The sequence below is a fragment of the Clostridium polyendosporum genome, from assembly GCF_018332455.1.
GTDB classification, from domain to species: Bacteria; Bacillota; Clostridia; order Clostridiales; family Clostridiaceae; genus Clostridium_AY; species Clostridium_AY polyendosporum.
Window position 1 is genome coordinate 17,909 of the sequence record NZ_BOPZ01000031.1, and the last position, 22,669, is coordinate 40,577.

The 22,669-nt window shown below is 27.5% G+C and carries 18 protein-coding genes; 3 read left to right on the forward strand and 15 right to left on the reverse strand.

From position 1 onward, the window contains the following. Positions 1–108: 108 nt before the first annotated feature. Positions 109–1,221, reverse strand: a complete 1,113-nt coding sequence (locus CPJCM30710_RS14695; RefSeq protein ID WP_212904925.1) for a glycoside hydrolase family protein — start codon at positions 1,219–1,221, stop codon at positions 109–111. 484 nt (positions 1,222–1,705) lie between these two features. Continuing rightward, entirely contained in the window at positions 1,706–2,740 is a 1,035-nt protein-coding gene (rfbB, locus tag CPJCM30710_RS14700) for a dTDP-glucose 4,6-dehydratase (RefSeq protein ID WP_212904926.1), read from the reverse strand. A gap of 221 nt (positions 2,741–2,961) precedes the next feature. Here rfbB and CPJCM30710_RS14705 point away from each other — a divergent pair, with 221 nt between their 5' ends. Beyond that, positions 2,962–3,402: a hypothetical protein gene (locus CPJCM30710_RS14705; protein WP_212904927.1), complete on the forward strand. Its 441-nt coding sequence runs from the start codon at positions 2,962–2,964 to the stop codon at positions 3,400–3,402. A gap of 108 nt (positions 3,403–3,510) precedes the next feature. Here the strand turns inward: CPJCM30710_RS14705 and CPJCM30710_RS14710 are convergent, their stop codons facing one another. The 3 genes from CPJCM30710_RS14710 to CPJCM30710_RS14720 are packed head-to-tail and all read right to left on the reverse strand — an operon-like array spanning position 3,511 to position 5,613. Next, positions 3,511–4,404, reverse strand: coding sequence for a hypothetical protein (locus CPJCM30710_RS14710; protein ID WP_212904928.1), 894 nt, complete (start codon positions 4,402–4,404; stop codon positions 3,511–3,513). Beyond that, the gene (locus CPJCM30710_RS14715) at positions 4,404–5,060 is read right to left on the reverse strand and encodes a class D sortase (protein ID WP_212904929.1); all 657 of its coding nucleotides are present in this window, start codon (positions 5,058–5,060) and stop codon (positions 4,404–4,406) included. Before CPJCM30710_RS14715 ends, CPJCM30710_RS14710 begins: the two co-directional genes overlap by 1 nt. Positions 5,061–5,082: 22 nt before the next feature. After that, positions 5,083–5,613, reverse strand: a complete 531-nt coding sequence (locus CPJCM30710_RS14720) for a hypothetical protein (RefSeq protein ID WP_212904930.1) — start codon at positions 5,611–5,613, stop codon at positions 5,083–5,085. 378 nt (positions 5,614–5,991) lie between these two features. Here CPJCM30710_RS14720 and CPJCM30710_RS14725 point away from each other — a divergent pair, with 378 nt between their 5' ends. Together CPJCM30710_RS14725 and CPJCM30710_RS14730 are read left to right on the forward strand one after the other, a co-directional pair. Further along, positions 5,992–7,014 (forward strand): acyltransferase family protein, encoded by a 1,023-nt coding sequence (locus CPJCM30710_RS14725; protein WP_212904931.1) that lies wholly within the window; start codon positions 5,992–5,994, stop codon positions 7,012–7,014. A gap of 566 nt (positions 7,015–7,580) precedes the next feature. After that, positions 7,581–9,560: a heparinase II/III domain-containing protein gene (locus CPJCM30710_RS14730; protein WP_212904932.1), complete on the forward strand. Its 1,980-nt coding sequence runs from the start codon at positions 7,581–7,583 to the stop codon at positions 9,558–9,560. Between the two features lie 175 nt (positions 9,561–9,735). Here the strand turns inward: CPJCM30710_RS14730 and CPJCM30710_RS14735 are convergent, their stop codons facing one another. From CPJCM30710_RS14735 to CPJCM30710_RS14780, 10 genes are all read right to left on the reverse strand, one after another. After that, entirely contained in the window at positions 9,736–10,716 is a 981-nt protein-coding gene (locus CPJCM30710_RS14735) for a hypothetical protein (protein ID WP_212904933.1), read from the reverse strand. Between the two features lie 863 nt (positions 10,717–11,579). After that, entirely contained in the window at positions 11,580–13,010 is a 1,431-nt protein-coding gene (locus tag CPJCM30710_RS14740; protein ID WP_212904934.1) for a lipopolysaccharide biosynthesis protein, read from the reverse strand. 97 nt (positions 13,011–13,107) lie between these two features. Continuing rightward, positions 13,108–14,256: a glycosyltransferase gene (locus CPJCM30710_RS14745; RefSeq protein WP_212904935.1), complete on the reverse strand. Its 1,149-nt coding sequence runs from the start codon at positions 14,254–14,256 to the stop codon at positions 13,108–13,110. A gap of 30 nt (positions 14,257–14,286) precedes the next feature. Beyond that, positions 14,287–15,534, reverse strand: a complete 1,248-nt coding sequence (locus CPJCM30710_RS14750) for a hypothetical protein (RefSeq protein WP_212904936.1) — start codon at positions 15,532–15,534, stop codon at positions 14,287–14,289. 223 nt (positions 15,535–15,757) lie between these two features. Next, entirely contained in the window at positions 15,758–16,786 is a 1,029-nt protein-coding gene (locus CPJCM30710_RS14755; RefSeq protein ID WP_212904937.1) for a glycosyltransferase family 2 protein, read from the reverse strand. Positions 16,787–16,796: 10 nt separating this feature from the next. Continuing rightward, positions 16,797–17,894 (reverse strand): glycosyltransferase family 4 protein, encoded by a 1,098-nt coding sequence (locus tag CPJCM30710_RS14760; RefSeq protein ID WP_212904938.1) that lies wholly within the window; start codon positions 17,892–17,894, stop codon positions 16,797–16,799. Next, entirely contained in the window at positions 17,894–18,646 is a 753-nt protein-coding gene (locus CPJCM30710_RS14765) for a WecB/TagA/CpsF family glycosyltransferase (RefSeq protein WP_212904939.1), read from the reverse strand. Before CPJCM30710_RS14765 ends, CPJCM30710_RS14760 begins: the two co-directional genes overlap by 1 nt. Positions 18,647–18,870: 224 nt before the next feature. Continuing rightward, a complete protein-coding gene (locus CPJCM30710_RS14770) occupies positions 18,871–20,172 on the reverse strand; it encodes a UDP-glucose dehydrogenase family protein (RefSeq protein WP_212904940.1) in 1,302 nt (433 codons plus the stop codon). Positions 20,173–20,249: 77 nt separating this feature from the next. Further along, entirely contained in the window at positions 20,250–21,299 is a 1,050-nt protein-coding gene (locus CPJCM30710_RS14775) for a mannose-1-phosphate guanylyltransferase (RefSeq protein ID WP_212904941.1), read from the reverse strand. Positions 21,300–21,310: 11 nt separating this feature from the next. Further along, the gene (locus CPJCM30710_RS14780; RefSeq protein WP_212904942.1) at positions 21,311–22,006 is read right to left on the reverse strand and encodes a sugar transferase; all 696 of its coding nucleotides are present in this window, start codon (positions 22,004–22,006) and stop codon (positions 21,311–21,313) included. Between the last annotated feature and the right edge of the window lie 663 nt (positions 22,007–22,669).

Sequence of the window (22,669 nt, forward strand, 5' to 3'; positions counted from 1 at the left end):
CTCCCTTTAAAATACCTTAAACCCGAAAAATATCACACCAAATTATATCATAGTCAATTATTAAAAAGCAAAGTGGAATAATAATACAAGGATTGAAGTTGTGTATCTCTACCACAATGGATAATTTCTTTTATAATCTCCGTGTGAAAATATCTGCCACTCATCTGTTCTACGTCTCCATAATCCTAAAAGTCTTGTTTTATTACTGTAACTCCAAGCTTGAAAATCACCTTTTATCTTATTACTTGTTATATTACCGCTCTTAACATCCTTTAAGAGAGTTGAACTTGATAAACCGCCCGAACCACAATTGAATGCAAAGCTAACTAATGCATCAAATTGTTGTTGAGTTAAATGAACGCCTGAAACCAATCTATTAACCTCATTAACTGTTCTTTGCAAATCCTCTTTTAATAACTCTTTTCCTTTTTGTCGTGTGATTCCATTACTAAAATTTTCACCTGAACGTATTACGTGACCATATCCAATTGTTGCGTGTTGTTCCCCAAATCCACTATAAGGTTTTGAGGAAAACCATTCATACTGAGCGATAAAGTTAACCAAATTATCACTAACTTGCATAGACTTTGCAGTAGAATTCTTGGAATAATTTTTAGTAGTAGTTAAAACTGTTTGTCCTGCATTTACTTTTGAATATGAAGATGTAGTTGTAGTATTATTGGTCAAATAAATATATCCTTTTAAATACAAAGTTCCTCTTTTTATCATTTTATCTTTAGGTAAGCTTTCTAACGCACCATCATAAGCTCTATATCTATCCAAATTAGCTTCATTAAAATATACAGTATTACCTTCAACCTTCTCTACAAAGGCTACATGTCCATAATTGCCATTACCGCCTCCCCAAACTGCTATAGAGTTTGCTCTCGGCTCATTTCCGTAATTATATTTTTTTGATTTTGCATTATTATCCCACCAACTTGATGCATGTCCCCAAAATTCACTTGATAATTTTATATTTAGTTTTTCTGATACCCTTCCCCAACAAAACCAAGTACCTCGTCCTTTATAATTCTCACCAAAAATATTTTGACTACCATAACTGCTACTACTTAAATTAGGTGTATTAGAAATAGTAGCCGCGTAAGCTTTAATTGTAACAATGAATAAATCATCTGATAAGTTTAATAAAGGACAAAAATTAAGGATACCTACAACCATAATAACTATGTGTATGGTTCTAAAAATATTTTTTTTCAAATTACCATCCCTCCAGTACATTATCTGTATGTCTTAAAAGATTATTTATTTAAAAAAGCACTGCTTTATTTAGCAGTGCTTTGTTCTTGTATAATACCATCTTTTTTTGGTATAATTTACATATATTTCAAATTAAGTCTTATTCTCTCATTGCACTGCAAGATAATATTAATAATGCTATTTATGTAATAATTATTACATATTTTTGCAGGAATTAAAACCACTTTTTTGTAAAAATTTAATATTTTCTTTATTTTAATTAAATTTTTAATTAAAGTTATTTCTGATGCCGGTAATTACATATAACTTTATAACTAAATAACAGCAATATAAAAAGGCAGCATATGGATTCCCCCCTATACTACCTTAATTTTTTCAATTTAAACTGAAGTTTAACCTTATCAAACCTAAATTAGTTTTAAAGTTCCGATAATCAACAAATTGCCTAATAAGTAAGACTGTGATTATTTAATCGATGGATTTTTCATAATAATTCTAATATTCTACGAGAAGCAGCATTCTTTATCCACTCTTGATTATCTAAATACCATTGAATTGTCTTCTTTATTCCAACCTCAAATGTTGTTTCTGGATACCACCCTAACTCTTCTTTTATCTTAGTTGGATCAATTCCATATCTTCTATCATGACCTTTTCTATCCTCAACATATTTAATTAAACTCTCAGTTATTTCTCTATCTAAATGCTTATTTAAATAAGCTATTACTGTCTTAACTATTTGTATATTAGTTCTTTCATTATGACCACCTATATTATAAACCTCACCAAACCTTCCATTGTTTATAACCATATCAATTGCCCTACAGTGATCTTCAACATATAGCCAGTCTCTTATATTTAATCCATCTCCGTAAACTGGAAGATCTTTATGCTGTAAGCAGTTATTGATTAATAGTGGTATAAGCTTTTCTGGAAACTGGTATGGTCCGTAATTATTTGAGCATCTTGTTATGTTTATTGGCATCTTATATGTATCACGATACGCCTTAACCATTAAGTCCCCACTAGCCTTACTTGATGAATATGGACTATGTGGATCAAGTGGGGTTGTTTCCGTGAAGTATCCCATTTCCCCTAACGAACCGTAAACCTCATCTGTTGAGACTTGAAGAAATTTAATACCGTCCTTCCATTTACCTTCAGTTTCCCATGCCTTCTTAGCACAGTTTAATAGATTTACAGTTCCTAAAACGTTTGTTTGAACAAACATTTCGGGATTTCTTATACTTCTATCAACGTGGGATTCTGCAGCAAAGTTAGCAACATAATCTATTTGATACTTTTCAAACAATCCTTCAATTAGTTCTTTATCACAAATATCTCCTTGAACAAATATATGCTTTGAATTATTTTCTACTTCTTTTAGATTTTCTAAGTTTCCCGCATAAGTTAGCTTATCTAAGTTTATTATTTTAATGTTATTATATTTCTTTAACATGTAGAGTATAAAATTTGAGCCTATAAATCCCGCTCCTCCTGTTACTAAATACGTCTTCATTTCATTATTTCCCCTTAGATACAAATGATATATATATTATACAATCTCTTTTCAGTTATTTTCATATTCTCATATTATTCGATATAAATTATAATCTCCTATAATTCATACCTGCCAGCAAAATCTTTAATGCTACTTTTATTTTACCAAAAACAGCATATTACATGTATTTTTAGTTAATACTAAATATTAAGTTATTATGCATCTAATGAGGTATTTCTATGAAACATAAAAAAAATGTAGTATTTATAATAATTATCTTGTTACTAATTGCTTTATACTATTGCGTATTAACTATAGCTAATACTCCAAATTCTGTAGTAACTAATAAAACACTTAATGAAAATAATCCTATAGAAAAAAGAGGAAATCCAACCTACGATTATATAATAGGTAAATATGGCTTACCTCATTATCGTGTATTCTTTTGGGTTCCAAAAAACTCTACTAAGTACATACCTTATGCTGATAATGGTATAAATACCAACGTGTCAAATCATGGTTCTGTTGAAAAATGGACTGTTGTTGAAACAAAAGAAATAACAGAAAATGAAAAATTAGTTTTTATATACGTTCCTAAGACTTTTGTTTTTCTACATGGAAAAGATTTTGAAAAGGTAATTCATTTATACTATAAAAACATCTCTGAGATTAGTCCATAATTTATTGGCTTGTCTCAGAGATGTTTTTATAATTTGTTAATTTCCCCGTAAATTATTTAATCTAAACTAATATACCAAGAATAAAGCACCACTAAATTTAGCAGTGCTCTATTCTTGTATAACATCAACTTTATTAGATATTACTTCTCTATTGCTTAAGCAAATATACATAGCTAGTAATGTAATACCTAATGCAATAAACAAAAGACCAATAAATAGTAAAAAATATGCATACTCCAGCATAAATTTAGTTAGCCCTTCTTTGATATATGGTGTAGCAACTGAAATTCTATAGGGTAACTTATAAACTAAAGCAATTGTCGCTGGAATTAGTGTCATTAAACCTGCTGGTATAAAACTACTACCAACCCACATAAATGTATTCCAAGGCCTTCTTCTGTTTAATAATCTTAATATTAACATCAAAATTACTGAGGATATAATATATAATAAACTATAATTGCCCAGGAAATAGCATATCTTTCGAAATTTTTGAAATTCCCCAAATTTCGCAACCGCTCCAAGATTAAAAAGATTAGTATAATCATTAATACGATCACTAGTATTTATAGCTACTTCCTTAAGTTGTTTTTTTACTGCATTATTTATTTCTATATTTTTTTCCTTAGCATAATCTTCAAGATTCTTATTTATTGATTGTTCAATAACTTGAATATCCACTCTAGCTGCCAATAAATTACTTTTATATTTCATATACTGAGATGTATTATCAAGATTTTTAAAGGTTTGTTCCTTTATAAAATCTTGATTAACTGAACCTAAAAGCATGTCTTTAGGAATAGCTGTCATTATACTTAAATTATTAAAAGTTTTATCTACTTCCTCATATAAAAGAGTAAAATAATCAGACTTTTCAATCGTTTCCTTATAGAAATTACTATTTAGCAGTTTAAAATTTATAAAAATACTTACCTGTACTATAAATAAAAAGAACATCAATAAGAGACTTATAATAAACTTTAAAGCATCCTTTAATCTCATTACTGGCTTCCCCCTTCCCTTAATAACATTGCACCTTCTATCAATTCACCTATAACAATATATCTCTGAGGAGGAATGCCTATAGTATTAAAGGGATAACAAGTATATATGGTCAACTTTTCTTTATCACTAGGAATAGTGACAGTTCTATCATTAGCCTCAACAATTTTTATTTCAGAAACCTTGTAGACATATTTCCCATAAGAAGTATTAAATATTATGCTATCATCTTTTTTAACCTTACCAAGGTTTTTAAATACAGTTTCACTATGACCAGCTAAAACCACATTTCCATTTTCCCCCGGAAACCTGGAGCTATCAGAATGAGCTATACCATTTAAAAGATCCACATCTCTATCACCCTGTATAACAGGATAATGAATAGATGCACTTTCTATAATTAACTCTCCAAACTCTTGTCCAAGATAAGGAAATTTAATATTATTATCGTCAACTTTAACCGTTGCAACATTTTCAATATTATATTCATCTCGAATAAAAAGCCTGGATAGAAAATAAGCCTGTTTCATATAATTCCATCCACCAACAGATATCAACCCAATCCCGCATACAAATAACAAAATGGGAATTCCTAAAAGAATTCCCACTCTTGCTCTTTTGCGGGACTTATGTATTAAAGTTTTTTCTTTTTTCATATGTCCCTCCAGCTTGTTACAACTATGCAGTTGCTACTCTCTTAACAAACATAAGTGAACCAGCAGCAGCTATTATCATCATTGAACCAAGTACTAATACAAAACTTCCACTTCCAGCTTTCTTCATAATAATATCATCTGCAGTTGCAGAAACAACTGCCTTTCCATTACCATCGAATAAAGTAAGTACATATGTACCCAACACATTCTTTGAAAGTGAAGCAGTAAGACCTGCAGCATTAGCAGCTTGTTCTATAGCAGCTAAAACCTGAGCTTTGGATTCTTTACTTAATTGTGAAATACCTGATACCTTTTCTGCTTTTACTATGTCACGGATCTTATCAATCTGGGACACAACTTCCTTTGTTTGTGCTTCTGTCAACGTGTTAGTCTTTAGATAGTTTTCAGTCTTAATGATATAAACATCAGGTGCTTTTGCTTGCTTTAAGGCTTTAACAACATCATCCTTTGGTTTTGCAAAAGCTGTTACTGATGTTCCTACCACTAGAGTTGCAACTGCTAGTGTGCTTACTAGTAATCTTAATTTTTTCATATTTCCACCCCCGAACAATATTAGCAATGTTATACATTACATAATAATTATTACATATTTTTGTATAATTTCAAATAGTTTTTTCGATATTTTTAACATTTTATTTATTTTCATTAAAATTTAAATTAAAGTCTCCCCCTTTTTTATTAAATTAATTCAAAATTGATTTAATAAAAAAGCTGAACTACACTAATCATAAATTAGCGTAGTTCAGCTTTTTTATATCTTTATATTCCTCTATTAAACTTATAATTTTAATTAGATGATCCATGAAGAGTATGCTTTAAAAGAAAAAGTTATCATTAATACAAATAAAACAACAAATATTGCATCAATATGATATAATTTATCTAATAATTTAAGGAGGTATGATAATAAATGAATCAAACAGTAAAACTTGATAGAAAAGGTTACATAGACATTGCTAAAGGACTTTTAATAATTTTAGTTGTTGTTGGGCACTCAAAAATTGAAAATTTTGATTATATTTACTGGTTTCATATGCCAGCATTTTTTATAATTAGTGGATTCCTTTTTAAACCATTCCAACTAACAGAAATTAAAGCATGGTTAAACAAAACCTTTAGTAGATTTCTTATACCATATATAGCATTCTATATAATTAGTTGGCTATTACTTACTATGCTTAACTATGATAAAATAACCTTTAAAAGTATAATAAAGGATTTCATTATGTTTGTTTATGGTGGACGTGCTATTGGTGGTGTTTATTGGTATGTGACATGTTTAATCGTAACTCAGTTAATTTTTTCAATTTTACAAGTTAAACTCAAAAAGAAATATGTATTAATTTGTCTTGTTACTGCATATATTATAGGCCATTTGGAGTCTATATATATATTACCAAGTAGTGATTATTATAATATGCCTATGAGATTTAAGTTCCCTTGGAATATTGATGTTTCATTAGTAGCATTAATTTATTTTGGAATAGGATTCTATTGTAAAGATTTAATAAATTCAATTTATACAAAACCAAAAGTTTTAATGACAACATTAACAGGATTAGGTTGTAGCGTTTTAATTATCATATCTGAGTTAGGTATATTAAAATATAGCTTAGATATGAAATATAGTCAGTATAGACACTTACTATTAGATTTATGTATTCCTGTGTTATTTACAGTTTTTGTTTTATTAATAAGTATGCTAATGGATAAAAGAAGTAACCTTGTTGGATATATTGGTAAGCAATCTTTAATTATAATGTACCTTCATTTACCTATAAATACAGTTTTACAATCTATTTTTCATTATAATAGTTATATGTTTATCTTAGTTGGCATTGTATTTCCTTTAATATGTTCGATAATATTTGAAAAGAATCCTATAACTGAAAACATTCTATTAGGAAAAGTTACTATAGTTAAGGCACAATAGAAGATGTGTAATAGAATATGTCAATGATTCTTCCGATTCAACTACAGTTTAAATTAATAATAAACAATATAACATCCTAAGTACTTAGAAAATAAAATCCTAATTCTCTCTAGAGCCTTTTAATTCTGTAGTAATAGATTGTTGGTTATAAATCATAAAATCCACCTTAACTTAGTATAGTTGGACTTAAACTTCAGTTTTATACTACTAAGTAAGGTGGCTTTTTACTTTTTCAGAATAATAAATTTACAACATTGACTTCCCTAATTATATACATCCTTACTATTCGTAAATCAACATACTGAGAAACATAATGAAAAACCTCTTTATTGTTAGTTTGTGGACAAAACCATTAAGACATAAGGATGTTTTTTCGATGTTAATTTTATCAATAATTACTGCGTTCATATCAACAAATAATACTTTCTTTCATAAAAATACGATGATGAGTTCTTTAATACTTTAGAAACTTCAATTTAAACTTTCAGTAGTATTATTTATAAAATTATTATAATATAGTTATGTACTAAAGGAGATATAGCAATGGGAACCTTAGGAGGATTAATGTGAAAAAAATATCAACTAAATTTTTCCTATTATTTTTATGTCTTAGTATTATACTTTTTTTGTTATCGTACTATATATCAACCTATATTAATAAAACCTTGCCACAAAAAAAATACAATGCTGAAGCATCAGATATAATTAAACTTTTAAAAGACAAGAATAAAAATAACAGCCACCCTAGATTAATGGCTACATATACTGATTTTAAAAGAATCAAATCTCAAATATCACAAAATAAACTTATAAAAGAACAATATAAATATATTAAGTCTAGGGCGGATCTAATGCTACATGAAAAACCTGTTAAATATGAGCTATCTGATAATACACGTCTCTTATTTGTAAGTAGAAAGGTACTTGATAGAATACAAACATTATCTTTTGTCTATAGAATAAGCGGGGAAAAAAAATATGCAGATCGCGCTTGGCTTGAATTACAAACTATTTCAGATGCAAATCCTGACCGTAAAAACTTTTCTTTTCCAGATTGGCATCCATCACATTTCCTTGATACTGCAGAAATGACTAATGCTGCAGCAATAGGTTATGACTGGCTTTATGATTATTTATCTAGTGAACAAAAATCTATAGTCAGAAGTGCCATTCTTACCAAAGGACTTAATCAAGCATTAAACTTCTATCACAATCAAAAAGAATGGGTAGTTAACTCTAGTAATTGGAATGGAGTTTGTAACAGCGGAATTGGTTTAGGCGCTCTTGCAATAGCAGATGAAAGTAAAGAATATGAGTTAGTTTCAGGCGAAATACTTGAAAATGCTATTAAGTCTTTACCAACCATGTTGACTCAGTATAATCCTAACGGTGGCTGGTATGAAGGTCCAAATTACTGGGATTATGGTATAACATATTCTGCTTATTTTATTTCTGCATTAGACTCAGCTTTAGGGACAGACTACGAATTGTCTAAATCATCCGGATTCTCTTCTGCCGGTGATTTCCCAATTTTTATGACAGGTACAAACGGAACTTTCAATTTTGCTGATGCTGAAAGTCCCAAACTAAAATCACCAGTAATGCTATGGTTAGCAAATAAATTTAAAAATAGTAATTATGTATGGTACTACAACAAAGAGGCATCTGTAAAAAATAGCAGTATTATGTCTCTTATCTGGTATGATAAAAGAATAAAAGAATCTAAACCAAAGATACAGGATAAATACTTTAGAGAAATAGAAGTTGCTACACTGCATAGCTCTTTACTTGAAAGTAATGACTCATTTGTTGGCTTTAAGGCAGGAAAAAATAATTTAGCGCATAGTGATCTAGATATTGGAACTTTTGTATATGATTCTTTAGGCGTAAGATGGTTCTGTGACCTCGGAAGTGAAAATTATAATGTTCCAGGATACTGGAATATGGGAATAAACGGACGACGTTGGCAATATTATCGAAAAAGAGCTGAGGGTCATAATACTTTAGTTATAAATCCTGGATTAAAACCTGATCAGAATGTATATGCTAATACAAAAATCGAATTATTTAAATCAGATACAAAAAGATCTTTCGCTATCGCTGACATAACAGATGCCTATAAAAAGGATGCATTATCTGTAAAACGAGGTGTGATTCTGTTTAAGAATTCTGGACAAATGCTGGTTCAGGATGAAATTTCTACCAATAAACCATCTGATATTTGGTGGTTTGCTCATACCCCAGCAATTATTAAAATAAGTAGTGATAAAAAAAGTGCTCTTCTCTTAAAGGATGGAAAAACATTAAAAATTTCTATTTTATCACCAGTGGAAGCTAATTTTAATAAAATGGAGGCTAAATCGTTACCTAGTTCACCTACACCTGCAAATCAAACATATAATGCTGTTCAAAAGTTATACATTCATTTAAATAATGCACAAAACACAACAATTAGTATTATAATGTCACCAATAACACCTAGTAAAACTGAACCCTTAAGATTACCTAAAGTTATAAAACTGAAAGATTGGAACATCATTAACTAAACTCTTTTATAAATTTAACATCCTTACTTCATTAAGACTAGAGATAATTTTGATATTAAGTTAAAACGAGGGTGTCCCAAAAGTATAACTTTTGGGACACCCTCGTTTTACAATAATATACTTAAAGATGTCTTTTTATTTATTAAAATGGAAACTTTAGTATAGAACTTAATTTTTATTCTAATTTATATACATTTGTTATTAATGCCATTACTATTATAAAAAGCAAGTTGGCATTTATATCTATCAAATAAGGATAATAAAACATTAATAGTACCAAAGCTATTAGTAAAGATATACTTGCATTCGATAAACATTTATAATTAATTTTATTAGTTTTCTTTAAAATTTTAAAAGATCTAAGAAATTGAATACTAATAATTAAGTAGAAAGTTATTAAACCTATAATACCACCTTCTAGATAAATAATATTCATACTAGAAAAATGATAGCCAAAATACAGACCATATTCTTGATATAATTTAGTTTCATATAGGTTAATAATACTTCTACCTCTAGGTACAAAATCCGCTGTATAATACCAATTTTCATCTGGCATTGCATATCCAATACCTAACCCTGTAATTTTATCTTTTTGTGATGTTAAAATATAGTTATTAGTATATGCTATATTTTCAATTCTTCCCAAATAAAACCTCTCATCATTAGTTCTCATAGTATAGTTGTAAATATTTTGTCCTATATAATCATAACTAAAAAAACTCTTAAAATTTGGGCTAATTTGAACTAATATATTAAAACCAATAATAATCATAAATACTATAGGAATGCCTATTTTAAATAACTTTATATAATTTCTTTGATTCAATACTATCCCTATTATTGAAATAACAGGAATAATAATAAATGCTACTTTTATTTCTCCTATTCCACTTATAATAAATATAACCAACGAAATAATGGAAAACAACATTAAATTTATTTTATTATAAAGATAACGTGTTAATCCAATACAATAAATTATTAAAAGAAATAAGAAAAATCCTTGTACATTAGAAATACCAAAGACTCCAGATACATCATCTCTCCAACCAAGTCTTGACTGAATAATTACTAATATTAGATTTAATCCACATAAAAAATAAAAATCATGCTTTTTATAATCATTTTTAGAAATAGACAAAATAATGTACATCGGCAAAAACCTAATATAAATTCTTAATGACATAATATAATCTATAAAATCCACTTTATTAAAGAAAGAGATTATTGGAGAAAACACTATTAGCAACAAACTTATTATTACAATCTTATCTTTTAAACACCTAGAATATTTTTTAAATCGAAACAATATCTTTAATGTTAAAATAATACTTATAACATCAATTAAATACTTAATTTCCATAGGAATATTTAAGTATGTCCATCGCCATAAATTAGTATAAATAACACTAAATGAGATTGACAGAATTATTTGATTAGTCACACCATCGTTCTCATTTATATAAAAAATAAATATTATATATATAACTATTGATATAGTTAAAGCAATATGATTTTTTTGAGTATTCTGTATTAAGCATATAAATAAAAACAAAAAATTTATTATATAATAAATTAACGATTTCTTAAAAGAATTTATCACTTGAATATCTCTCCAATCATCTAATAATGTTCTCTAAACATTAGATACGAAAACTATCATCTACTCATCAAAGTATATAGTTAAGGTGTTACCCATAAGCAACTTAGAAAGTTTCCTTTGAAAATATCATTTTTTACTTTTAGCATCTTATATCCTAATAATGAATGATCTATTATAAAAAACAGGAACAGTCTTTCTAACCTCATGTTAATATTAAAATAAATGCTTGCATACTAATGTAGTACATTTAACCTTACATTATTAAGCTTCTCTTCCCTTTAAGCTTGCCTAATATAATTCACAACATACTTATAGAATCATTAATGTATAAACAATGAAAGAAAATAGACTTTAAAACTCTTATTTACATTATATTACATATGGCATTTTTATATCACAAACCAAGTTCTTAATTATCTTTTAAGAAGTACGCTTATAAATAACTTGTACTCTTTTGTAATAAATAAACCTATTGAATATGTTAAAATCCCTACAATAAGTTTTATAACAATACTTAAGTAAAGATTTGATATATTTAGAGGAGAAATTATTACGTATCCTATTACCATACAAATGGTAATAACTATTATACTTTTTAATTGCAAAAGAAACTTTATAAAATCTCTATTAAAAACATTTTTGATTAATACATAAAAACATTGGATAAAATTAAAAATGAAAGAAATTACAATTCCAATAGATAAATATACTATACTTCCTTTTAAAACACCTATTAATATCGCCGTTACAGTGAAAATCGAAGATATAATACCTGTTGAAAAGAGCTTGTTTACATATCCTGTAGCCTGAAATATAGATCCAATACTTGATAATATCATTTGAACAACTATTGAAATTGATAATATTTTAAATATTACAATACTATCTCCCCATTGTGGTCCATACATTATGTAAATTATTTCTTTAGCAGAAAAAAGACAAAATACAGAAACGAACACACCTGCAACTGCTAAAAATTTTACTATTTTCAAATATGTTGCATATATTACTTCTTTATCATTTTGATAATCTGAAAGAACTGGATGTAACACAGGAGTTATTACATATGTTAAGTTCTGTACTGGATATAACATAAGTTTATAAGCTTTATCATAATAAGCCAAACTATTAACACCTAAAAACTTACCCACTAATATATTATCTAAATTTCTAGTAAAATAATTTATAAAATTAAATAAAAATTGATAACTAGAATATCCTCTAATTTTTTTAACAGAATTTAAATTAAAACTTTTATAAAGTCTAATTTTACTATTAATAAAGCACATACAGAACATAGATAAACTTTTTAAAATAGAATCGAGTATTAACGCATAATATGACCAACCTTTAATTGCTAAACCTATAGTTATACATCCTACTATTACATTCGTACCAACATTTATTATTCCTACTAACTTAAAGTTTTTATCTTTATATATTAATGCATTAGGAACAACATTAATTATACTAAAAAAAATAGAAATTGATAACATAGCTCCTAACGTTATGTATATTTTATTCTCATAAAAATAAGATATAAAATATGAGAAGAAATAGAATCCAATGGCTATAATCACTGCTGCAAACACAGAGAAAATAAATATATCTGAAATTTCTTTTTTACTTAGAGTTTTATCTTGAATTATAGCAGGGCCTATTCCCATATCTCCTAAAACTGTAAAAAACGATATAAAAACCATCACAATAGCTACTAATCCAAATTCAGAAGGAGCTAACAATCTTGCTAATATAGAATTTATTAAAAGTTGTAGTATTATATTACTGTATTTAGAAACAACATTTATTAGTATTCCTTGTTTTAATGTAGTTGTTTTATTCATTCACTTCCTCCAAGTAATCTAATTATATAACTATATTTTATAAATTATATAAATTAGTATATTATCTATAAGTATCTTTATATTTTGTTTATCATTTTTATTTTTTTCCTAAAATATCCTTATAGACTTGTTCAAACTGTGTAATAACTGCTTTCTCTGAAAATCTCTTAATACAATCAGTTCTTATTAATTCAGCGTCATAACAAGAGATATTATCAATGATTTTTTTCATTGCTATTGAAAGCCCCTCTATATCTTCTACTTCTACTAAGAAGCCATTTCCTTTATTAACAATTCCATCCGGTCCCCCAGTTTTTGTTGCAATAATTGGCTTGCCACATGCTAATGCTTCAATAAATACAACTCCAAAAGTCTCGAATCTACTTGGGAGAACAAATGCATTACAACTCTGCATATTTTCTATTACTTCATCTCGATTTAATGCTCCTAAAAACTTAACTTGACTTGAGATACCTAATTCATTTGTTAACCTAAGGAGATTATCTTTTTCTTCACCATCGCCACCTATTATTAATTCAACATCTTCATAACCCTTAAAACTCTTTGCAAAAGCTTTAAGTAATATATCTAATCCTTTTTTCTGCATTAAATAACAAACACTCAAAAACTTAAACTTGTCATTTTGTGATTTTTGTTCTCTCAATGCAAATTTATTTACATCAACCATATTACTTATAACTAGAATCTCTTTACCTAATGAGTATTCCTCTAAATCATTTTTTAACCCTTCACTTACAGCTATAACTTTACTTGCATATTTAATTTGCTTTTTTATTAAAGGTTTTTCATGGCTTTTTATTAATCCCCTTGAATACTTTGTGAAATGTTCAGTTATTAAATATGGTATATTTTTTTTACTTGATAATTTCATTGCACTATATCCTGCCCACAGACATGAGTGAGCATGTATTATATCAGGAGTACCTACTTGTTTAACCGCTTCATTATACAGGTCATTAATTCCTTTATAAAAAGACACATTAAAACCAAAGCATCCTGTTTTAGGGATCATATACTGTTTCTTTGTATAAGTTGATACACCTTCATCATCAAAAATAGATATTTTTGTATTAAAAATATCTTTAGTGTCATATGATATTTCTGGAAAAAGCAGAGTAACTTTATGGCCTGCCCTTACTAACGCCTGAGCTTGTTCTCTAAAAAAACTTCCTAAAGTAGGATTAGATTCTGTCTTATACCAAGAAGGAATTATTAATATGTGCATAATATTACTCCTTTTAATATTAAAATAAAATTAAGATTTACTATTTTCAATAATTATTTTATCTATGTTTAAAAATAAAAAAGTAATAAAACAAAATTGTGCCATGAAATCCCCTGGATTTGTTAGACCATTATAAGAATTTACATCTGCTAATAAAATAATATACATAAAACAAAGATAAAAATTTCTATGGTATATTAGTAAAATAATTGGATAAACTGTAATTAACCCATACATGAATATAGTTGATATAATTCCTAAATCATAAGCAAACATTATAAATGGATATTCAAAACTAGTTGCTCCACTTCCTGTAGCTAATCTAACATAATAAGAATAGTATAATCCATCACCTAATAACCCTGGTTTACTTACAAAACCATCTAGCATAGCACTCATAATCTCATTTCTTCCACTCGTTAAATCAGAACTAGAAGACAGTCTTTCAATAACAGTAGAATAAAACAGATTAGAATTCACAAATATAATTATCATTATTATACTTACTATCCAATATAAATATTTCTTTTTAGAATTGTTTGTATTGCATACTAATATTAATATTAATGCTAATAACACCCCTAATTTACTATTAGAAATAGTTACACCTATAAGTGTACTAATAGAAATAACCACAGAATTAATCTTTGTATAAAAATACTTATTAAAAATATTATTACATATAAAAAATATTAAAAACAATTGAGCATTTCTAAGAGGATGTCCAAAAAAAGAAAAATATCTATATATACCATTTAAATTCATATATACTAATTCTTTATATCGATCATCAAAATATGCAATGTTAGCTAAAAATAATTGAGTCATTCCCTTTGTTAAGTAATCAATTATTCCCAAAAATAGGACAACAAAAGTTAAAATATTTAAGATATTTAAAGCACAGTTAAAGAACTTACTTGTTATGTAATTATCTAATCTCCCCCCTAAAAGTAAGATAGGTATCATATAGCAACCTATTACAATTATATAATCATTTATTGTTGAAGATTTCATAAACAATGAAATCATAGAAAAACCTATAGAAATTATTAGCAAGTACAATACTTTCATATCATACTTCTTTTGTCTTACATTAGTAAAAAAAAACAAAATGGTACACACTATAAAAAAGTAATTTACACGTGCAATTACAATAAAATCTACATTAAATAACTTAAGCATTATGGCTGATCGAATGTTATCAAAAATTACAAATATACTTATAAATATACTTATTAATAAACCATAATTATTTATTTTATAATTTTCTTTATTCATACAACTCCTTTTTTACCTATATAATAATATTAATGATATCTAAATATCATATATTTTTTAATTTTCGTTTTTCACCTTTTTTTCATCGCATTTATTAGACCTAAATCCAGGTTAATATCAAACAGCTTCTTTCATTTCTATTAGCTAGCTTTTTTCAATAAAAGCAGTTGTTACATTAAATTACCTACACCAAATTACCTACACCATCTAGAGCTATTCATTATTACTTTTTCATATGTTTAAACCATACTTTTATATATATAACTAACTTATCAATAGCATTTAATCTTTCAAACTTGTATTTTGTATTTTCTAATGATATATTATTAAGCTTTGCATTAACAAAAAAGTAATATCGTTGCATTTGAATTTCTTTCATCAATAAACTATTATTAAATATTCCATTTTCTATATTATGATTACATAATTTCTCCAATAATGCATATATATTTTCTAAATCAGTTATATTATTAACATCTTTATTCTTTAACATAATAGTAGTAAGTGCATTAATATCATCTTCATTGTAACTTAAATTTATATTTTCAAACAATTGTTTACTTAATATTTTATGGATAGCTTCTCTTTTAGATTTACTCTTCTGAGTAACATTACCATGTCCAAACCTATATTTAAGTAACTTTTTACTTATTATATGAAAATTTGTTTTAGTAAGTAGATCTATCCATAAACCATAATCTTGACCACTTGAATATTCAGCTCTATATTTTATATTATTTTCAATCAATACTGATTTTCTTATCATTGCAGAAGGATTGGATATAAAATTAGAAAAAATGAGTTTAGCTTTAATTTCTTCTGAGTTTAATTTCTTATTAAAAAACGCATGGAGCCTAATATTGTCTTTAATACTCATTTTCCCGAATACTTTAACATGTGTTGATACAACACCAACGTTATCATTATTATCTAAAAAATCCACTTGTGTTTTTATTCTGTCTTTATAACAAATATCATCAGCATCAATTAATGCAAAATATTCTCCCCTTGATAATTGAAGACCTAAATTTCGAGTATATGGCAATCCCATATTTTTTTCATTTTTAACAACTTTTATTCTTGGGTCATTATAACGCTCTATTATATCTAATGTTTTATCAGTGGAACCATCATCTACAATTAAAAATTCATAATCTGTAAAAGTTTGAGAAAGTATACTCTCAACAGTTTCGCTTATAAACTCTTCTGAATTATAAACTGGCATAAATATAGTAACCTTAGGCTTGTTCATTTTTTTCTCCTTAAATATATTCCATATAATATTTCTTATAATTTTCTATCATTCGTTCTAAAGTAAATTTATTTAAGTAAGTATTAAACCCATTTACTCCATATTCAGAAATTAAATCGTTATTATTATACAAATTGACAATAGATTTACAAATATCATCTGAATTTTTAGGATTAACTAAAATCCCATTATACCCATCAGCTACGATTTCTGGAGTACCATCGACATTAGTTGCAATTATAGTTTTACCTTGTGAAAAAACTTCTATAGGAGTTAAAGGTAATCCTTCCCATAATGAACTTAGTACTACTATATCTAACTGATTTATAATGTTTAATACATCCTTTCTAAAACCAAGGAACTTAACATACTTGTCAACATTTAATTGTCTGCATTGATTAACCAGTTCATCTTTTAACTCTCCATCGCCTACAATTATAAATCTTATTTTATCATTTACTTTCGCTACTTCACTAATTGCATCAATAAAGTATTTAAATCCTTTTTGTTCAGATAATCTTCCTATGTTACCAACTATGAAATATCCTTGTTCTTTTAATTCAGCTATTTCTTTAACCTCATTAGGTTCAAACTTTTCTTTAGCTATTCCATTGTATATAACCTGTACTTTACTTTTATCTAAATTAAAATAATCAACTAAATTTTTCTTAACATTTGCTCCCACTGCTATAATATCTACATTTGAGAGTGCAAATTTAGTAAAAAGCTTCTTATCTGTAAATGTATTATGCGCTGTATGTACAACTTTACAGCCGGTAAATGCAGAAATAATCTTTGCATAAAAGGTTCCCATCCTATGGTGACTGTGAATAATATTTATACTCTCTTCTTTTACAATACGACGTATCTCAATAACTGTCTTGAATATATTGCTTAAACTTTTATTATCAAAATCACCTATTTTATAATGCTTAATACCTAACTGGTTCAGTTTATCTTCATGTACTCCACCTGTAGAACAAACTACTATATTATTAAAATTATCTGTTAAATTTTCACAAAGTTGCATAATAACTTTTTCTGTTCCACCATAATTCATAGTCTTCGTTAAGTATAATATATTCGTATTATTTATACCTCTATCCATTATGCCACCACTTTTTTCCTATATTTTATCACAACTCTCAATATTGCTAAGTCATCAACAAGATATCTTTTAAACATACGTTTAGGCTCCTTTATCAGCCTATAAAACCATTCTAATCCTAAACTTTGCATTAATTTAGGTGCTCTCTTTATATTACCTGCCTCAAAATCTATAGTCGCACCAATACCTAAAGAAACTGGAACTTTCAACTCAGATAAATATTTATAAATAAACTTCTCTTGTTTAGGAGCACCTAATCCTACTGCAAGTATATCAGGCTTTGCTCTATTTACAATTTGTATTATTTCTTTAACTTCATCTTCTTTTTTTTCAAATCCATAACTTGGTGAATAAGTCCCTACAATCTCTAATCCTGGATATTTACTTTTTAAGTTTTTAGCTGCTATATCAGCAACACCTTCTCCAGCCCCTAATAAAAAGATTTTGTACCTCTTTTCAGCTGCAACTTTGCAGACTTCCGGGAAAAAATCAGAACCTGAAATTTTTTCTTTAATAGGAGTTTTACTTAGCTTTGATATCCAAACTAATGGCATTCCATCTGTTAAAATTAAGTCTGCTTTATCATAAATCTCCTTAAATTCTTTATCATGTTCTAACTTTACTATATGATCAACATTTGGTGTTACTACATAATGGTACTTTCCATCATGTAGTAAGCCTTCTAATTTATCTACTGCTTCTTTCATAGTTAAATTATCAACCTGTGTATTCAAGAAATTCATTCTATTCATAACTTTTCTCCTAAAACATAGATTATGTATTTTATAATTATAACAGTATCTTTATAATTATAGCTGAAAGTTAATACAAAATGCTGTATTTAGTACCTTCAGCTATAATATTATATTTCTGTATGAATCTTTTTAGCAAATTATCTTTTTATCATTGAATAAGACAGACTTAATTCTATTATCCATCTTTTTTATTATTGTTATATTAATACTAGATTTTATATTTATACGATAGGACGTCCCACAGAATGATACTCAACTCCTGATAATTTAGCTTCATCTAACTCGTAACAATTACGTCCATCAAATACTACAGGCTTCTTCATTAATTCTTTATATCTATCTAAGCTTATTTCTCTTATTTCTTTCCACTCAGTAAATATAAATGCTAAATCTGCATCTCTTAAAGCATCTTCAGGCTGAGATACATATGATATTTGTGTTGGGAATAACTTCTTAAAGTTTTCAGTTCCAACTGGATCATATGCTACTACCTCTGCACCTTCTTCTAATAACAGTTTAACATTTGGAATTGATGCAGCTTCTCTTAAATCATCAGTACCCGGTTTAAAAGTTAATCCTAAAACAGCTACCTTTAATCCTCTAAGTATCTTAAATCTTTGTTTAGCTTTCTTCATTAATCTAAACTTTTGATTTTCGTTAACGTCTATAGTTGCTTTAACAGTTTTTAATTCATATCCGTGACCATCTGCTAGCCAGTGAAGTGCTTTTGTATCTTTAGGGAAGCATGAACCACCATAACCTATTCCTGCTTTTAAGAACTTATCCCCAATACGTGAATCATAGGACATTCCATGAGCAACATCTTCAATATTAGCTCCAACTAATTCACATAAGTTTGCTATTTCGTTGATAAATGAAATTTTTAAAGCTAAGAAATCATTTGAAGCATACTTTATCATTTCACAACTTCTTCTATTAGTTACAACTATTGGTTGATTAAATCTTTCATAAACTTCTCTTAATATTTCTTCTGCTCTCTTAGATTCTACTCCTATTGCAATACGGCTAGCATGAAGCGTATCCTTAACAGCTGTTCCTTGTGCTAAAAACTCTGGATTTGATGCTACATCTATTCTTACATCATTCTTTAAGTTTTCTTTAATGAAACTTTCAACTTCATCATTAGTACCTATTGGAACTGTTGATTTAACTACAACTAGACAGTCTTTTTCTATATTTTCAGCAATTTGCTTTGCTACTATATAAACATAATCTAAATTAGCTGAACCATCTTCTTTTTCTGGAGTACCTACGCCTATAAAAATAACATCTGCATCTTTATATGCATTCTTATAATCCGTTGTAAAATCTAATCTTCCTATATCATGATTCTTCTTTAATAATTCGTCTAATCCTGGTTCATATATTGGTGAAATTCCATTTTTCATCATTTCAACTTTTCTTTCATCAATATCTACACAAGTTACACTATGTCCTACTTCAGATAAACATGCTCCTGTTACTAATCCAACATATCCAGTACCGGCTACTACAATTTTCATAAAAATATCCCCTTCCGCCCCTATTATGTCATTATTAAAAACTCTCAATCACTTACTCTCTATTTTACTTAACTAAACTACAATACTATATCTTTTAATGATTTAATTCTATCTACATTCTCTTTTTTACCTATAATTATTTTTCCATTATTCTCTATAACATATATATCACTTAGCTCATCAATAATGATATTATTACTTGATGCTACAACCAAGTTATTAGTACCATTAAAAATATTCACTTCACCTATATGTATATTAGAGTTTTCATCTTTTTTTCTGTATCTTTCTACAGCATTCCAAGTCCCTATATCATCCCATCCAATATCAGTTGGAATAACATGTATACTCTCTGCTTTTTCCATAATACCATAGTCAACAGATATACTATCTGTTTTACCATAGTTATTATTAACCTCATCTTGAAGTTGATCTTCTTTTACAAGCTCTATATTCTTTAAAGCTTCATATGTATTAGGTAAATGTGCATCTATAAGTTTTAGTACATTATCTACCTTCCAAAGAAACATTCCACCATTCCATAAGTAATTACCTTCGCGTAGGTACTCCTCTGCCTTTTCCTTATTTGGCTTTTCAACAAAACTTTCAACAGTTATAACTTTATTATTATTTATTTTAATGTGTTCATTACCAGACTTTATATAACCATATCCAGTTTCAGGTCTATCTGGAGTCATACCTAAAGTGATAATAGCATCTTGATAATCACTCAAAAGTTCCCCAGCATCTTTTATAATATTTAGGAATTTTTCTTCTTCCTTTATTAAATGATCTGAAGGAAGTACTACCATTGTAGCATCCTTATAATATCTTCTTATTACAAAAGCTGAAAGAGCTATACAAGGTGCTGTATTTCTACCTTCTGGTTCTACTATTATATTTTTCTCGGGAAGCTCTGGAAGCTGTTCCTTAACTAAAGAAACATACTGCTCACCTGTGCAAATAAATATTCTCTCAATAGGAATAAGTGGTTTCACTCTATTAACAGTCATTTGAATCATTGTCTCATTTCCAATTAAATTTAAAAACTGCTTTGGTTTTTCTTCTGTTGACAATGGCCAAAATCTAGTTCCCTTTCCCCCAGCCATTATTAATGCACATAACATTTGTCTTCCTCCTATCTTGCATGCTCGTCCCCGAACAATACTCCTACTGTCTTAAAAACAAGCTTTATATCAGTCCAAATACTTCTTTCATTTACATACTTAATATCAAGCTTCATCCAATCAATAAAACCTATGTCATTTCTACCCATAACTTGCCAATAGCATGTAAGTCCTGGTTTAACCTCTAATCTTTTCAGCATCCAAGGTTCAAAATAAGCTACTTCCTTAGGAAGACTTGGCCTTGGTCCCACTAAGCTCATATCACCTTTTAAAACATTTATAAGCTGTGGCAGTTCATCTAAACTTGTTTTCCTTATAAACTTTCCAACCTTTGTTATTCTAGGGTCATCTTTCATTTTAAACATAGGACCTGACATTTCATTTTGTCCCTTTAGCTTTTCTTTTAGCTCTTCGGCATTAACAATCATAGATCTAAATTTATACATTTTAAATCTTCTGCCTCTAAAACCAACTCTCTCCTGAGAGAAAATAACAGGGCCCTTTGAATCAAGTTTAATTAAAATGGTAATAACCAAAAATATTGGACTTGCAATAATAAGCCCCACTGCTACTCCTATGATATCCAAGATTCTTTTAATAACATTGTATAAGATCTCTTTATAATTTTTTTGTCCTTCGTATTCATTAAAAATTTCTTCTGTCTCTAAATCATCAGTCAATTCTCTCTTTAAAATATTTTCAGACATCTTTTCTCCCCCTCCCCATATTATTTAACTAGATTATTATAGGAAAATTTTTAATAATTTTAATTGTACAATTAAATTTATTAATAATAACTGATTCGTAACTTGTAACATATTATAATTATAAATACTATTTTGTAAATTGTCCAACTAAATTGCATCATTTGGATATATTTTCCTTGTCAGTTTTTAATTTATTTTTTAATTTTATTAAAGGAAACTTTAGAAAAATTAATCTATTTTTTTAAAAACCTCCCTGAAAATGTTTACTTGTTAATTTGCGCAAAATTTGGAGTAATTGGAAGAATAATTTGTCAATACTTTTGTAATTTTATACAATTAATAAATACATTTTTTGTGACATATTACTAATAATCAGCATACACTTTAAATTTAATTAACATTTGTTAAGATATTTAAAATCCAACTCATTTGTTCTAACAATCGTATTATTAAACTATACATCTAGTCTATTATCTATAACTTAACGATTTTATAATTTGCTATAGAGTAAAAAAATAAAACACTGCTATTTAACAGTGTTTTATATCAGTTTGCTGAAAAACCCCCTGTTTAAAAAACAGAGGGGTTTTCTAGCAAACTTGTGGATAAATTTTAAAAGAGAGCTTTTCTATTAATTTGAATAAAATTTTATATAAATCTATA

Bases quoted from the DNA above. Each gene is read 5' to 3' on its own strand.
- rfbB (WP_212904926.1), bottom strand. From the start codon at position 2,740: ATGAAGACGTATTTAGTAACAGGAGGAGCGGGATTTATAGGCTCAAAT.
- CPJCM30710_RS14705 (WP_212904927.1), top strand. From the start codon at position 2,962: ATGAAACATAAAAAAAATGTAGTATTTATAATAATTATCTTGTTACTA.
- CPJCM30710_RS14710 (WP_212904928.1), bottom strand. From the start codon at position 4,404: ATGAGATTAAAGGATGCTTTAAAGTTTATTATAAGTCTCTTATTGATG.
- CPJCM30710_RS14715 (WP_212904929.1), bottom strand. From the start codon at position 5,060: ATGAAAAAAGAAAAAACTTTAATACATAAGTCCCGCAAAAGAGCAAGA.
- CPJCM30710_RS14720 (WP_212904930.1), bottom strand. From the start codon at position 5,613: ATGAAAAAATTAAGATTACTAGTAAGCACACTAGCAGTTGCAACTCTA.
- CPJCM30710_RS14725 (WP_212904931.1), top strand. From the start codon at position 5,992: ATGAATCAAACAGTAAAACTTGATAGAAAAGGTTACATAGACATTGCT.
- CPJCM30710_RS14735 (WP_212904933.1), bottom strand. From the start codon at position 10,716: ATGTACATTATTTTGTCTATTTCTAAAAATGATTATAAAAAGCATGAT.
- CPJCM30710_RS14740 (WP_212904934.1), bottom strand. From the start codon at position 13,010: ATGAATAAAACAACTACATTAAAACAAGGAATACTAATAAATGTTGTT.
- CPJCM30710_RS14745 (WP_212904935.1), bottom strand. From the start codon at position 14,256: ATGCACATATTAATAATTCCTTCTTGGTATAAGACAGAATCTAATCCT.
- CPJCM30710_RS14750 (WP_212904936.1), bottom strand. From the start codon at position 15,534: ATGAATAAAGAAAATTATAAAATAAATAATTATGGTTTATTAATAAGT.
- CPJCM30710_RS14755 (WP_212904937.1), bottom strand. From the start codon at position 16,786: ATGAACAAGCCTAAGGTTACTATATTTATGCCAGTTTATAATTCAGAA.
- CPJCM30710_RS14760 (WP_212904938.1), bottom strand. From the start codon at position 17,894: ATGGATAGAGGTATAAATAATACGAATATATTATACTTAACGAAGACT.
- CPJCM30710_RS14765 (WP_212904939.1), bottom strand. From the start codon at position 18,646: ATGAATAGAATGAATTTCTTGAATACACAGGTTGATAATTTAACTATG.
- CPJCM30710_RS14770 (WP_212904940.1), bottom strand. From the start codon at position 20,172: ATGAAAATTGTAGTAGCCGGTACTGGATATGTTGGATTAGTAACAGGA.
- CPJCM30710_RS14775 (WP_212904941.1), bottom strand. From the start codon at position 21,299: ATGTTATGTGCATTAATAATGGCTGGGGGAAAGGGAACTAGATTTTGG.
- CPJCM30710_RS14780 (WP_212904942.1), bottom strand. From the start codon at position 22,006: ATGTCTGAAAATATTTTAAAGAGAGAATTGACTGATGATTTAGAGACA.